This is a genomic window from Blautia pseudococcoides, assembly GCF_001689125.2.
GTDB classification, from domain to species: Bacteria; Bacillota; Clostridia; order Lachnospirales; family Lachnospiraceae; genus Blautia; species Blautia pseudococcoides.
On record NZ_CP015405.2, the window covers coordinates 3,512,567 to 3,527,405 of the forward strand.

At 48.2% G+C, this 14,839-nt stretch carries 13 protein-coding genes; 5 read left to right on the plus strand and 8 right to left on the minus strand.

Going from position 1 to position 14,839, the window contains the following annotated elements:
* Nucleotides 1–359 precede the first annotated feature (359 nt).
* Nucleotides 360–872: a ferritin gene (locus tag A4V09_RS16640; RefSeq protein ID WP_065543329.1), complete on the plus strand. Its 513-nt coding sequence runs from the start codon at nucleotides 360–362 to the stop codon at nucleotides 870–872.
* 1 nt (nucleotide 873) lies between these two features.
* Nucleotides 874–1,062: a (2Fe-2S)-binding protein gene (locus A4V09_RS16645; protein ID WP_065543330.1), complete on the plus strand. Its 189-nt coding sequence runs from the start codon at nucleotides 874–876 to the stop codon at nucleotides 1,060–1,062.
* Between the two features lie 71 nt (nucleotides 1,063–1,133).
* Here the strand turns inward: A4V09_RS16645 and A4V09_RS16650 are convergent, their stop codons facing one another.
* Nucleotides 1,134–2,162, minus strand: a complete 1,029-nt coding sequence (locus A4V09_RS16650; protein ID WP_065543331.1) for a YeiH family protein — start codon at nucleotides 2,160–2,162, stop codon at nucleotides 1,134–1,136.
* A 131-nt stretch (nucleotides 2,163–2,293) separates the two neighbouring features.
* On the opposite strand from A4V09_RS16650, the gene A4V09_RS16655 reads away from it, so the two are divergent.
* Complete coding sequence (locus A4V09_RS16655; RefSeq protein ID WP_065543332.1) at nucleotides 2,294–3,169, plus strand: LysR substrate-binding domain-containing protein; 876 nt, start codon at nucleotides 2,294–2,296, stop codon at nucleotides 3,167–3,169.
* A gap of 23 nt (nucleotides 3,170–3,192) precedes the next feature.
* Here the strand turns inward: A4V09_RS16655 and A4V09_RS16660 are convergent, their stop codons facing one another.
* From A4V09_RS16660 to A4V09_RS16670, 3 genes are all read right to left on the minus strand, one after another.
* Nucleotides 3,193–4,266, minus strand: coding sequence for an FUSC family protein (locus A4V09_RS16660; RefSeq protein ID WP_065543333.1), 1,074 nt, complete (start codon nucleotides 4,264–4,266; stop codon nucleotides 3,193–3,195).
* 30 nt (nucleotides 4,267–4,296) lie between these two features.
* Nucleotides 4,297–4,743 (minus strand): MarR family winged helix-turn-helix transcriptional regulator, encoded by a 447-nt coding sequence (locus tag A4V09_RS16665; protein WP_065543334.1) that lies wholly within the window; start codon nucleotides 4,741–4,743, stop codon nucleotides 4,297–4,299.
* 121 nt (nucleotides 4,744–4,864) lie between these two features.
* A complete protein-coding gene (locus tag A4V09_RS16670; RefSeq protein ID WP_065543335.1) occupies nucleotides 4,865–5,734 on the minus strand; it encodes a helix-turn-helix domain-containing protein in 870 nt (289 codons plus the stop codon).
* 158 nt (nucleotides 5,735–5,892) lie between these two features.
* Between A4V09_RS16670 and uxuA the strand changes: the two genes are divergently transcribed.
* Nucleotides 5,893–6,960, plus strand: coding sequence for a mannonate dehydratase (gene uxuA, locus A4V09_RS16675; protein WP_018595261.1), 1,068 nt, complete (start codon nucleotides 5,893–5,895; stop codon nucleotides 6,958–6,960).
* Nucleotides 6,961–6,962: 2 nt separating this feature from the next.
* Nucleotides 6,963–8,573: a mannitol dehydrogenase family protein gene (locus A4V09_RS16680; protein WP_065543336.1), complete on the plus strand. Its 1,611-nt coding sequence runs from the start codon at nucleotides 6,963–6,965 to the stop codon at nucleotides 8,571–8,573.
* 107 nt (nucleotides 8,574–8,680) lie between these two features.
* On the opposite strand, the gene A4V09_RS16685 is transcribed toward A4V09_RS16680, so the two are convergent.
* The 4 genes from A4V09_RS16685 to A4V09_RS26860 all read right to left on the minus strand — a co-directional run bounded on the left by A4V09_RS16685 (nucleotide 8,681) and on the right by A4V09_RS26860 (nucleotide 14,788).
* Nucleotides 8,681–9,040 carry a YccF domain-containing protein gene (locus tag A4V09_RS16685; protein WP_065543337.1) on the minus strand — a complete coding sequence of 120 codons (360 nt, stop codon included), beginning with the start codon at nucleotides 9,038–9,040 and terminating at the stop codon, nucleotides 8,681–8,683.
* Between the two features lie 20 nt (nucleotides 9,041–9,060).
* On the minus strand, nucleotides 9,061–9,489 hold the full coding sequence (locus tag A4V09_RS16690; RefSeq protein WP_065544835.1) for a hypothetical protein: 429 nt from the start codon (nucleotides 9,487–9,489) through the stop codon (nucleotides 9,061–9,063).
* A 359-nt stretch (nucleotides 9,490–9,848) separates the two neighbouring features.
* Nucleotides 9,849–14,336, minus strand: coding sequence for a diguanylate cyclase domain-containing protein (locus A4V09_RS16695; protein WP_065543338.1), 4,488 nt, complete (start codon nucleotides 14,334–14,336; stop codon nucleotides 9,849–9,851).
* 257 nt (nucleotides 14,337–14,593) lie between these two features.
* Entirely contained in the window at nucleotides 14,594–14,788 is a 195-nt protein-coding gene (locus A4V09_RS26860; protein WP_084043636.1) for a MerR family transcriptional regulator, read from the minus strand.
* Nucleotides 14,789–14,839 lie beyond the last annotated feature (51 nt).

Sequence of the window (14,839 nt, forward strand, 5' to 3'; positions counted from 1 at the left end):
CATATTCAAGACGGACAGCCGGAGCCAGCCCCCGCTCTGCTTTTTATTTCCAAGGCAAAGTTTTTTGCTATGTTCATTATAACAGATGTACATTCCCTGCACTATTGAATCCTTTTTAATTTTCGGTCAATAACTTTAACCATAAGTCAAATTACAAACCGCCCTCTTCCCGGCATCCCTTTCCTTCTTATGCCCGCCCTACGAGCCACAGCCTGCCGTCCCGTACCCGGCAAAACTCCCAAACTGCCGGTGTTAAAATGCCGGTCATAATTTTACCATTGTTGAAACCGGCCGGGCGTGCTATAATCTAAATTGCAGGATACCTGCATAAAATAGTCCAATTTAAGGAGGTTTTTACTATGTTAGACAAAAAAGTATCTGAACTGCTGAACACGCAGATCAACAAAGAATTCTACTCCGCCTATCTATATCTGGATTTTGCCAATTATTATAAAGACCAGGGACTTGACGGTTTTGCCAACTGGTACAACGTACAGGCCCAGGAGGAACGTGACCATGCCATGCTCTTCATCCAGTATCTGCAGAATAACAGTGAACAAATATCGCTGGAATCCATAGACAAGCCGGACAAGGTCTTTGACGCCTTTGACCAGCCCCTCCATGCAAGCCTGGAACACGAGCGCTATGTGACCAGCCTGATCCATAACATCTACGACGCTGCGTACACTGTAAAGGATTTCCGTACCATGCAGTTTTTGGACTGGTTTGTAAAAGAACAGGGGGAAGAGGAGAAGAACGCAGAGGATTTGATCCGCAAATTTGAGCTCTTCGGACACGACTCCAAAAGCCTCTATATGCTGGATTCCGAACTGGCGGCCAGAGTATACGCTGCCCCTTCCCTGGTACTCTGATATGAGCGGGGAAAAATATCTGTGTCCCTGTTTCAAGGTCACAAAGAAGGATATCAAGGAAGCCATAAAAGACGGGGCCTCCTCTTTTAAAGAAGTGCGGAAAAGGACCAAAGCCGGAAAAGGCTGCGGCCACTGTGAATGCAAAGTGAAAAAATACGCTAAAAAGCAGTTAAAAAAACACGCGTCATGAATTTTGACGCAAAAATGCCTGCGGGGTCACAATACACTGTGTCGTGATCACCCCGCAGGCATTTTTTATTCCTACCAGATTCCAAGCATTTTCTGCATGACCAGGCTCATGCCCGTAATCCCGGCCCAGCAGCAGGCCCCCATAAAAATTGGCTTCCCGCCTGTCTTTATAAGCTTCACCACATTGGTATTCAGCCCGATCGCCCCCATTGCCATGACAATGAAAAACTTGCTCAGGGTCTTCAGAGGACTAAAAATCCCCGCCGGGACTCCAAGGCTCACCCCAGCGGTTGTAATAATAGAAGCCCCCACAAAGTACAGGATAAAGAAGGGGAAAATCTTCTTGAACTCAACCTTATTCCCCTCCTCCTTGGCATTCTTTGCCCTAACAAATGCCAGTACCAGGGTAATGGGAATGATCGCCAGTGTCCTGGTCAGTTTCACGGTCACGGCCTTGTCAAGAGTGGCTGACCCCAGATGATAAAGTGAATCCCAAGTGGAGGCAGCAGCGGTTACAGAGGACGTATCATTGACAGCCGTCCCCGCAAAAATTCCGAAAGCCTCCCCGCTGTGAGTATCAAATCCGATCAAAGCTCCAAAAGCCGGAAACAAAATTGCGGCCAGAATGTTGAACAGAAAGATAACAGAGATAGCCTGAGCCACCTCCTCGTCATCTGCATCAATGACCGGTGCCGTAGCCGCAATGGCAGAGCCGCCGCAGATGGAGGAACCGACCCCCACCAAAGTAGATATTTTACCCGGGATCCGCATAATCCGGTGCAGTACATAAGCCATCACCAGTGATGTAGTGATCGTTGCTACAATAATGGGAAGGGACTGCTTTCCTGTCTGCAGGATAACGGATAGGTTCAGACCGAATCCCAGAAGGATCACTGCATACTGCAGAACCTTTTTAGAAGTAAATGTGATGCCCTGCTGTACGCCAGATCTATCCTTTAGAAGAAGTGTGACCGCCATACCCAGAAGAATGGCAAAAACCGGTCCGCCGATCACCGGCAGCGCTTTTCCCAAAAACCAGCTGGGCAGTGCGATGGCAAGACAGAGCAAAAGACCTTTCCAGTTCTTTTTCAAAAAATCCATAGTGCTTTTCCCCTTTTCTTATTTGCTTTTCCTGGTATATCTTACCATGGATTTACAATAAAGAAAAATTATTTATATTTATTTTTCCATAAATATATTTTATAATATATCCTATACAGGAGGATAAGAATATGCAGGATTTCCGCATGGAAACTTTTTTAACCGTATGTGAAGAATTGAATTATACACGCGCTGCCCAGAAGCTGGGGCTGACACAGCCGGCTGTCTCACAGCAAATACATTTTCTGGAGCAGTTCTACAATACACGCCTGTTTACTGTGCAGGGCCGGAAATTATATTTGACAGAAGCCGGTAAGCTTCTCCACGCTTCTGCCCAGACCATGAAAAATGATGAGGCCCATCTCCGCCGCAGGCTTTTCGATGTACAGCAGCCCAAAAGGGAATACCACTTTGGCGCAACCCTCACAGTAGCTGAATACATACTCCCGGGTAAAATAAAAAATATCCTGAAGGAGGACCCGGACTGCCGTATGAAGATCACCGTCCAAAATACAAGGGAACTGCTGCGCCAGATTGACACGGGCGAAATTGACTTTGCCGTTGTGGAAGGCTCCTTCCCCAAGGAGGAATATGATTTTCTCCCCTACAGCAGAGAACCGTATATTGCTGTATGTTCCCCCGGCTTTCCCCTGCCCCAATGCCCCTGTGTCCTGGAAGACCTGCTTTCCTATACGCTGATCACCCGTGAAAAAGGCTCAGGCACCAGAGATATCCTGGAGTCCATCCTTGCCCAGCAGAATCTGAAGCTTGCCGACTTTTCCCGCGTAGTGGAATACGGCAGCATCGGCGCCATCAAACGGCTGACCGCCGCCGGATGCGGCATTACCTTTCTATACAAAAAGGCCGCGGAACACGAGCTCCGCAGCCGGAAATTAAAAGAGATCAAATTACAGGAATTTCACCTGCTCCATGGACTTAATTTTGTCTTCCGCAAAGATACCATTTTCAGGGAAGAATACGCTGAACTCTATTCCCTCCTGAAATGACGCTGCCTGGATCCAAAACATGCCTACGCCGCATCTGCTGATTCCATTCCCCCGGTGATCCGCTCTATGCCGAAGCAGACCTTCTCAAACAAAAAGTCAAACACCAGGCCATATACAACGCCGAACAGGTTGTTTACAAGCCTCAGCGCCATGGAACCTGCCATGCCGAACATTCCCATAGCCATGGTAAGGGCTCCGAAGGAGTTAAACACGGTCTGCCACAGATAGGTAGCGGAAAATCCCACGCCAATGCCGCCCAGCATTCCGATACAACCGTAAAAGCTCTCCGGGATCACAGCACAGAGACCGAAAAACAGAACACAGCCAATCAAATTTCCCGGGAAACGGTATTTAAACCGGTTGAGCAAATCCCTGCGAAACGGCTGGATAATGGACATCATGGCAAATCCTGCCCACATGACCCTGGGCAGATGAAGAAGCTGTGCCAAAAACATGCCTGACGATATGCCGAGGGCCATGCGCAGCTGCCACTTGGTCCTGGCCGATGAAAATGCAAACTCCCGCAGTAAATCCCCCAGTCCCCTCTTATACCGGATACCCCTGTGGTTTCTGTAAAAAACCAGGACAGTCAGCAGCGCTCCCAGAGCCAGCGCAAGGACGCGCATAAAGTATTCCCTGCCTGACACATGGTTTCCCTGAAGGAGAAGATAGCCCAGAACCCAGGTGGCGTGATTGGACATGATGATGTTATGGCACCCCAGTGTAAGGATCAGAAGTAAAAAGACAAAATCCAGAAAAAATCCCCACCCCGGTGACACCATGTTAGTCAGCTTAGGCCCCACTGCCAGAATGGTAAATAAAACAACGATAACCCCATTTCCATGGGATGCCTTGATCCCCAGATCCGCTGACCTGAAAACCATCACGGTAAGCAGCACCACCACACCGGCCACGCTGTTGCTCTCCCCGAAGATCCCTGTATAAGCCGTGACAAATACCATACAAAAAGCAAGTGTCAGAAACACTTTAAAAATATAGATGAGAAGATGCCTTCCCCTCTCACTGTTGTCCTTACTGTTCTTGATCAGCGCCTTGGAACCGGCCTGATTTAACTGCAATTCCTGATAAATACTCAAATGATCCACTCCCTGAATAACTATTTTTTATTACTGCTGTATCTGTTGTGTTTCCCCTGCATGATGATTTGCCACACGTATCAGCTCCATAAGCCGGCCAAACGTCTCCTCCCCGGCTTTGCGCCTCATGGAATACAGAGGTTCCAGATAATACCGGTACGTGCGCTCCAGCTCCTCCTGCCCTTTGTCCGTAATATACAGAAAATAACTGCGATGGTCTTCCGCGCAGGCCTCTTTCCCCAAAAATTCTTTTCTGCACAGACTCTCCACCAGACGGCTGACCACGGGCTTGCTGATCCCCATACCCGCGCATAGCATGTGGGACGTGAGCCTCTCCTGTGAAAGTGCCACGCGGGAGAGCAGATCCAGTTCCTGGGCAGAGGAAATACCGCCCTTTTTTGCCCTTCTAACATGCAGACTGCAGAAAAGCCTGATATCCTGCATACTCTCCATCATTTCTATCCAATCATATTCCATTGCTTTTCTCCCATATATGCGTTCACAATTTGCCCGGTACGGCCCTGTTTAGTTTACTTTATCAACCATTAAGACATACTACGCCAATTAGTTCATTTTGTCAACTACTTTCACATGCTTTTTACAACGTCACCTGCATATCCTTAAACTCTTTCGGTGATATTCCATACTCTTTCTTGAAAGCGCGGTAAAAACTGGAATAATCACCAAACCCAAACATGGGATATACCTGACTGATCCCCACATCCCCCAGTATGGCGTCCCTGCAGGCTGCCAGACGTTTTTTTGTGATATACTGGTGAATGGACAAGCCCGTACTGTCTTTAAAAATATGCGCAATATGATATTTACTCACAAAAAACTGTTTTGCCAGATTTTCCAGTGACAGATCACCGTCCAGGTTTTCTTCTATATAATCAGCCAGCCCCTGATACAGGTTCAGTTCCTCTCTCACACTTTTCGGATAATTCTGTTCGTGCACGATTCTGTTCAGGTGGAGGATCAGGTCATTGACGCACAGGGAAATCTTAGCCTCCCTTCCGAACCGTTTGGAACGCATTTCATCAATAAGTCCAAAAACCTTAGACTGAATGGTATTAAAGATCACCACATCTGTGTGGAAGATATAATTCTTTGTCACCTTCACATGCTGCATGAGATAGGCATAATCCGAAGAGATCTCCATCAGGCTGTTACAGTATTCCTCTGTGATCCAGAACACAAACCGCCTGTATGGATTCTCCTGGTTCCTGATAACCGCATGGTGCTGCGCCCTGGGCGGTATCAGCACAACGTCCCCGGGCCTCATGGGATATTCTTTCTCTTCTATTATCATGGTCACATTGCCCTCCAGGAAAAAATAGAACTCATAATAGCTGTGCGCATGGTTTTTTACCTGAGATAAATAAAAGTCACTGTAATAATAAATTTCAAAATCCTGGGAAAGCATATACTGTCTGGTACTGAACGCGGTCTGTAGATTTTTTTTCAAAGCTTTCACCTCCGTCCTTTTTTACAGACTACCACGAAACCGCAACTTTTGCAATGTAAACAACAAATCAGTCAATTGGATTTTTTCCCGGAGTGGCTATAATAATAGATAACAAGTAAATGAATCCCAAGCGGAAAAGAGAAAGGATACGAAAAACTATGGAAATGACATTAAGATGGTATGGTTCTAAATTTGACACAGTCACTCTGAAACAGATTCGCCAGATTCCCGGTGTAACAGGGGTTATCACTACCCTTTACGATACACAGCCAGGTGAGGTCTGGAGCAGAGAGCGCATCGCTGCCCTGAAAGAAGAGGTTGCTGCATCAGGACTTCACATTTCCGGTATCGAGAGCGTAAACATCCATGACGCCATCAAGACCGGCTCCCCGGAAAGAGACATGTACATTGACAACTATATCGAGACTCTGGAAAACCTGGGAAAAGAAGACATTCATCTGGTATGCTACAACTTCATGCCTGTATTTGACTGGACCAGAACAGAGCTGGCACGTGTGAGACCGGACGGCTCCACAGTTCTTGCATACACACAGGAAGCGGTTGACGCCCTTGACCCGGAAAACATGTTTGAATCCATCGCAGGCGATACCAACGGCACGATCATGCCGGGCTGGGAGCCGGAACGTATGGCTAAGATCAAAGAGCTGTTCGACATGTACAAAGACATTGACGACGAAAAATTATTTGAAAACCTGAAATACTTCCTGGAACGCATCATGCCTGTCTGCAACAAATACGACATCAACATGGCGATCCATCCGGATGATCCTGCATGGAGCGTATTCGGCCTTCCGCGTATCATCATCAATAAGGCCAACATCCTCCGCATGATGGCAATGGTGGATGACCCGCACAACGGCGTTACCTTCTGCTCCGGTTCCTATGGCACCAACCTGGAAAATGACCTGCCGGATATGATCCGTTCCTTAAAAGGCAGAATCCATTTTGCTCATGTGCGCAACCTGAAATTCAACTCACCTACCGATTTTGAGGAAGCCGCCCACCTCTCCACAGACGGAACCTTTGATATGTACGAAATCATGAAGGCTCTCTATGATATCGGGTTTGAAGGACCTGTCCGCCCTGACCACGGCCGCATGATCTGGGATGAAGTGGCAATGCCGGGATATGGCCTCTACGACAGGGCACTTGGCGCAACATACTTAAATGGTCTTTGGGAAGCAATCGTGAAAGGAGCAAGATAGTCATGCAGGTAAATGAGCAGGGTTTAAAAAATAAAGAACAGTGGGAAAGCAAAGGCTACTCCCTTCCGGGATTTGACAGAGCAGCCGTGACTGAGAAAACCAGAGAAAATCCGTTCTGGGTCCACTTCGGCGCAGGCAACATCTTCCGTGCCTTCCAGGCAAACGTAGTGCAGGACCTTTTAAACAAAGGTGTTCTGGACCGGGGTCTGGTCGTTGCAGAGGGATTTGACTATGAAATCGTGGAAAAAATGAACCGTCCCCATGACGGCTACAGCATCCTGGTCACCTTGAAAGCAAACGGTTCTGTGGAAAAAACGGTTGTGGGCAGTGTAGTGGAGTCCCTCACCGTTGACTCTGAAAATGATGCGGACTTTAACCGCCTGCGTGAAATCTTCAAAAAAGATTCTCTGCAGATGGCCAGCTTCACCATCACAGAAAAAGGCTACAGCCTTGTAAACGGCAAGGGTGAAATGCTCCCCTCTGTTGTGGCAGATATGGAAAAAGGCCCGGAAAAACCGGAAAGCTACATCGGCAAAGTGGTAAGCCTTCTGTTCACCAGATTCCAGGCAGGTGAAAAACCGATCGCCATGGTGAGCATGGACAACTGCTCCCACAACGGCAGCAAGCTCCACGACGCAGTTTATGCATTTGCAAAAAAATGGTCTGAGACAGGCCTGACAGATAAATCTTTTGTGGATTATATCGAAAACCCGGCAAAGGTTTCCTTCCCCTGGTCCATGATCGACAAAATCACCCCAAGACCGGACCCGTCTGTGGAAGAAATCCTGAAAAGGGACGGCGTGGAAGAATTAGAGCCGGTTGTAACCTCCAAAAACACATACGTGGCTCCCTTCGTAAATGCTGAGGAATGCCAGTACCTGGTCATCGAGGACGCCTTCCCCAACGGAAGACCTGAACTGGAAAAAGGCGGTCTGATCTTCACCACCCGTGAAACTGTGGATAAAGTGGAAAAAATGAAGGTCTGCACCTGTTTAAATCCCCTCCACACCGCACTTGCCGTATTCGGCTGCATCCTGGGCTATGACCTGATCTCCAAAGAGATGAAGGACGAGACCCTGAAAAAGCTGGTGGAAGGCATTGGCTATGTGGAAGGTCTGCCGGTTGTTATCAACCCCGGTATTCTGGACCCCAAAGAGTTCATTGACACAGTATTAAGCGTTCGTATCCCCAATCCCTTCATGCCGGATACCCCTCAGCGTATCGCTACCGATACTTCTCAGAAGCTGGCGATCCGCTTCGGTGAAACCATCAAGGCTTATCAGGCATCCCCGAAGCTTAACGTATCCGACTTAAAGCTGATCCCTCTTGTATTCGCAGGATGGCTCCGCTACCTGATGGGTGTGGATGACAACGGCAATCCCTTTGAATTAAGCCCGGACCCGCTTCTTGACACTGTCCTCCCATACGTTGCAGACGTAAAACTGGGCGAGCCTGTTGACGCAGAAAAACTGCTGAAACCGGTTCTGGAAAACGAAAAAATCTTCGGCGTGAACCTCTATGAGGCCGGCATGGCTGACACTGTATGCGGCTATTTCACACATATGACAGCCGGTACTGGCGCTGTCCGCAGCACACTGGAAAAATATGTTTGATCTCCCGTCATACCCTCTGGGGCCGCACGGCTCCTCCGCTCCTGCGGCCCCTCAAAAGGCGGCGCCATATGGTTCAAACCATATGGCGCCGCCTGTATTTTTATCCTTTAGTATACATCTGCTCCAAAGGGCATCAGGGCCAGTTTCGCTATTTTGAAATGCTGCATGCCAAAGGGAATTCCCACAATGGTAATACAGAGCAAAAAACCAATGACCAGGGACTCCAGAGCCAGGGGGATCCCCGTAACGATCATCCAAATGACATTCAGAAGCAGAGATCCTGCCCCACCGCCGTACTGCACTTCTTTTCCAAAAGGAAAGAAGGCAAGAGCCGCGAATTTAAAACACTGCATCCCTACAGGGATCCCAACAATTGTGATACACCATAAAAGCCCTGCCAGGCACCAGCTCAATCCGCTGATACAGCCGCCGAATACAAACCAAAGCACATTACCTAGACATCCCATATCTTTACCTCCTATCTATCCTATTCATTTAACAAGTCTCTTAATTCTTCAAGGATCACCTGCACCCGCATGATCGCGTCATCCACCTGCTCCCTGGCATCATTGATCTTTCTCTGCACCAGATAGTCTGACACAAGTCCGTCAAAAAAGAAGTCGGCAAACGTGAGGAATGAGCTGATATCCATTCGCAGATCTAAGGGAACCTGAACATCTCTTAACTCTCTCTGGAACACAAGAAGCTGTCTCTTTGCTTCCTCCATATAACCTGTGGCATCTGACATTTTTGAGTGTTTTACCCAGTCTGTAAAAAGACCGCCGCCCAGCATATCGAAAATCCCCCAGTTCTTTGCTCCCTGAAGCCTCTCTCTGGCACTCTCCAGACAATACAGGGCTTTCTCACCTGCCGCTGCTGCTTCCTCAATTTCTCTTCTTCTCACTATGTCTCTCATCTTTCTTTTCCTCCATTTTTTCAGCCGGCTTTTCTGCGGCGGATATCTGGAAGGTGTCTGGCAATAGATGGAACTAAAAAAGACCTCTATTATGACATCCGCCACAATAAAAGTCTTGCTATCTCATTTGATACGGACACCTCTCGGTATCGGTTGACGATTTCAAACCCGTTCATCTCTGAACGTTCAGCTACTCCCTTTCGATTGCTTGTATAGAATATAGCACAGAGTGGGAAAGTTGTCAATATATTGATACAAAATATGAAAGCTGCGGGACAGTTCACCCAAAACAGCGCTTTATTTGTCCTGTTTGCGGTGGCTGTCCCCCTTAAAAGCTTCTGAAACCTCTCCTTATATCATCAGCACTGCTTCTCCCCATCCGGACTTCCTGACTTCTGATACTGCTTGTCAAACTCCGTCCTCGGAAGCGGCTTGTTGAAATAATACCCCTGAATATAAAAGCACTCCAAATCCTTCAGTATCTCAAGCTGCTCTCTGTTTTCCACTCCCTCGGCAACCACATCCATCTGCAGTTCCTGGCAGAGGACCAGAATGTTTTTCACAATGATCCGCGCGTTCTCATTTGTGAGCAGATTATTCACCAATCCCTTGTCCAGCTTCAGATGGTTGAACCGGATCGCTGACAGGAAAGAGAGATTGCTGTATTTCGCGCCGAAATCGTCGAGTGCGATATGATAGCCTGCCTGACAGATCTGTTTTCCGATCTGGGCCACGGTGCTGCGTTCCACCTCTCCCATACTCTCTGTGATCTCTATCTCCACATACCGCTTATCCACGCCATAGCGGAAGATAATTTCCTCCATCTTATCAATAAGCTGTTCTTCCAGGAGCGTAGCCCTGGAAAAATTAAGGGAGACCGGAATCAGCTCCACCCCTCTGCGCTCCCACTCTTTTAAGATTTTACATACTTCCTCAAACACAAAAAAATCTATATAATGGATCAGCCCCGTTGCTTCCAAGAACGGAATAAACTTTCCCGGGGGCACGATCCCCTTGTCCGGGTCCTGATACCGCACCAGCGCCTCAGCGCCGAACAGGGTATTATTACAAGTATCAATCTTAGGCTGGAGATATACGGTAAATCTTCCGGCCGCCAAATCTTTCAGCAGATTCTTCAGCACTCCTGCACTTTTATGTACTTCCAGAAAGGGATGTTCATTATAGTACTCCTGCTTGGCTATCATTCTCCGTTCTTCTGCGCTGGCTATCAGAAAATCCAGACTGATATCCGTATCCGTCCAGGCGCTGCCCACCGAAGCACTGGTCACATCCCGCATCCTCTCACGCATTCTTTTCAGACGTTTTGTAAATGAATCCCGGGAAATATTCTCACTGATCAGCAGAAATTCATCCCCTGTAAAGCGGTAAATCCTTGCGGCCGGAAATTCATCCTGCATGATACCTGCGGTAAACTGTACTACATTATCCCCGTAGGCATTTCCGTAAACTCTGTTAATATCCTTCAGACCGTTGATATCTATGGAAATCACACCCAGAGAGATGAGCCCCTCCTCCTGCAGGCTGGAACAATACTCCTTATAACTGTTCCGGTTCAGCACACCTGTCAGTTCGTCATGATGAAGCAGGAATTCCTGTTTATCCTGGAGGCCGCGCTTTGTCAGTTCATTGGCCATAAAGTAGCGCATGATGGTGAGAATGGCCTTGTGCTCTGTATTTTTTGTGGGATTATCAACGCCCATACAGCCCACAAGCCTTTTTCCCTCCTCCAGCTCTGTCACAAAACAGGATGGAATATCCAGGTCCTTTAAAGTCTTATAAAGTGTACGGCGTTTCTCTTTCCACGCTTCCACATCGCTTACACATTGAAGCTGCCTTAATTCCGCCCATTCCCGCACATTTGGATTCCCGGGCTGGAGGTATAGGCTGCTCTCCTTAAAAAGAGATGGCATCCCCTCTTTTTTCCACTCATAAACTTCCTGTATGCAGCCGTTTTCCGGGTCACATGAAAATACATATGTCCTGTCCCCGCCATAGTATGCAGCCAGGGTTTCCAGCACCATCTCCAATGACTGTCTGAAATCGGCTGCCCCGGTGAGAGCGATCATACTCTGCAGCAGAACCTTTTCCCCCTCACTGTCAACCCCGGTGCAGGACAACCGCTCCGCTTCCACCTGTTCCTTTGGGGCTTCCAGCTTGTATTTTTTCAATTGTCTGCTGTAGACAAAGACACCGCTTCTTCCCATGGAGATGCCGGTCTCCAGTGCTGCTTTTGCCTTCTGGAATAACCCCTGGAAAATAGTATCCGGCCGGCTCTCAAAAATGATCCCGCAGGATACATTGACCGACTGACTGAGATTGGGAAACAGATAAGGCAGGGCAATCGTCCTGATCACCTCTTCTGCGCATTGGCGCACAAATTCCGATTTCGGATCGTTGTACACAAAAACTACAAATTCATCCCCATAAAACCTGCCGATAATGGCATCCTCTATAAACCTCATCTTAATCTGGTTGCCAATTTCTTTCAGCACGTCATCCGCGGCAACATAACCGATCTCCTGAACCAGTCTTGTAAAATAGTCCACATTGAACACCAGCAGCGCATAGGACTGTCCTTTGCTGTGGTTTTTCAGCAGCGCGTCCCCTATCATCTGGATCGCAGTATCCTTATTGTAAACTCCCGTCTGCATATCATACTGTGCGCGGACTTTCAGCGCCAGTTCCAGGTTCTTTTTTTCGTTGATATTTTCCAGGGTTCCGTAGACATACAAATCTCCATTCTGGACATCACGTACCAGACGTGCCACGGCATTGACCCATAACAGACTGCCGCTTCTGTTTTTCCTGCGGTACTCAAAGTTGATGGCCGTATTTCCTTCCTTATACGCTTTACACAGGGCTTCCCGGTTCATCAGCTTCTGCAGCCGCAGCATATCCTCCTCATTGGCCATACTCTCATTGTGAAGCTCCATCAGCTCCTCATATGTCATTCCCGGCGGGTATTCCTTCTGAACCTTTCCCTCCACATACTCTACGCAGTTCCGGTCAAGATTACAGCGGAAACTGGCCATCACACCTCCGTCATAGGTGAGCCTGAGCTGCAGCTCCTGCTGGTAGATCATCTCCGCCTTTTTTTGTTTTGTGATATCCTCACCGACGGCAACTGCGCAGTAGGGTGCCCCTTTCTCATCATAGAGCATAGTGTAGCTTACCTGTTCCCACCACCAGTAGCTCCCATCTGCGGAACGGGTGAGGATGTCTGCCTGCACATGACTCTGCCCCTGTTCCAGCCTGCCGTACAGATCAAGCAGGTCCTGGCAGCTTCTGGGGTGTATATAGCCCTGTTCCAGCAGTGTTTCCGGCGCGTTATCCATCTGCCCGAATCCATGGTTTTCCTGCGCCCCCTCAGTCAGGGTCAGTGTGCGGGATCTTATATCATACTCCCACACATTGATATGGGATTTTTTCAGGGCTGTCCGGTAGACCATCTCCTTATGAGCCAGCTCTCTTTCCAGAGAGTTCTCCCCATCCCGGCCAATCTCCTGGCGGACAGCCTGCACTCTCTCATCCTCTGCCTGTCCCTGGCGTTTTCCCCCTCTCTGCCCATAGATGCAGTACCGCCCTTTGCCATTTTTCTTTGCCTGGTACATGGCAGCATCCGCCTTTGCGAACAGGGACATAAAGTCCGTGCCGTGTCCCGGAAACAGGCTCACTCCAATGCTGCAGCCAATACTGCAGGTGGTCTCCCCTGTGGTATAATGGTCAAAGATTTTCCGGATCGCCTCCACCTTCCCGGCAATGAAATCACTCTTTTGAAGATTTGTCATGAACACCACAAATTCATCGCCGCCGATTCGGGCAACAATATCCTCCCGCCTGAAAATGGCGCGGAGGCTTCCTGCTGTTTCAGATAATACCCGGTCTCCAAACAGGTGTCCATAAGTATCATTGATACTCTTAAAATTATCCACGTCGATCAGCAGCATTGCAGCAGGATTTTGTCCCTGCCGGATGTATTGCTCTACTCTTGCCACACACTCCCTGCGGTTCAGCAGACCGGTAAGGGGGTCTAAAGTGGCCGCCTTCTGGGCCCTTATAATTTCCTTTTTCCTCTGGTCAATGTCTGAGATAATACCCAGGATCTTCAAAAGTTTTCCGTCCATATCCCGGAGCGCTGTGGCGTGGACATCCACCCAGAGGTAGGAACTGTCCTTTCCCTTCAGACGATACTCGCATTCCATTTTGTCATTTCCCCTCAAAATGGCCTGGAATCCCCCTCTCAGCCTGGCTTTATCCGCCTCATATACAATGTCTGTGGCGAACATAGAATCCGGGAACCCCTCCGCGGGAATCCGATAACCAAATTTCTTCTCAAAATTAGGAGAATAATATATCTCATAAGTAACACAGTCCAGCTCGAAAATAATATCCTGCATCTGGGACAGCACGATCTCATATCTCTGCTCGCTGATGGCAAGCTGCCGCTGCGCCTCCTTCTCAGAGCTGGTATCATGAAAAATGCAGTGGAACCAGTTTCCGTCTTTCTTATCCTCCTTAAACTCCGCGCTGATCCATACCCAGCAGATCGTTCCGCCTTTCTTGACCAGCCGGTTTTCATACATAAAGACATTGCCGTTTTTCAATTGTCTGCTGATCTCCACCAGGATCATTTCCCGGTCGCCCTCATGGACGGCATCCAGAACATGGTTGTGAAACCGTTCTGCAAATTCTTCCCGTGTATACCCTAAAAATGCGAACAGATAATCATCCGCATCAATCAAAGTAAAATGTTCATCATACCGACAGTTAAATACGCCTCCGCCGATTTTTCCCTTCCCGGTAGAGCTGTTTTCTTTTTCCGTCATGCTCAATCGGCCTCCTTCGTTCTTCTTGCTTATTTAAAGTTCTCCATTCTTTACTATCATTGTATTACAACCGAGGCGGATTTTAAACTTTTCTATCCGATTTTGTAATATTTTTCCATTATCCGGCATGGACTGCAGGGAACTTGCATGAAAAAAAGCCTGCCAAACTGGCAGGCTAAGGCTTTGGAAGGGTCAGGATCGTCTCCTGTTTTTTCTTCAGAACCTTCTTCAGGCTCTCCAGATTCTGGATGGTATCCTCAATCTCCCCTATTTTTTTTCTCCGAGAGGAATATGAATCTGGGGGCTGTGGGGCGGTTCAGATACTCTTTGATCTCCCCAATGGACATATTCAGTTCCCGGAGTGCCCGTATGCTTTCCAGTTCGGCACTCTGCTGGTATGTGTAATAGCGGTACCCGTTCTTTCCCTTGTATGCAGGTGAAAAAAGTCCGATATGTTATCCTCCCTTGCCCCTTGATCCGCTGTACTCCATGAAATGACTATA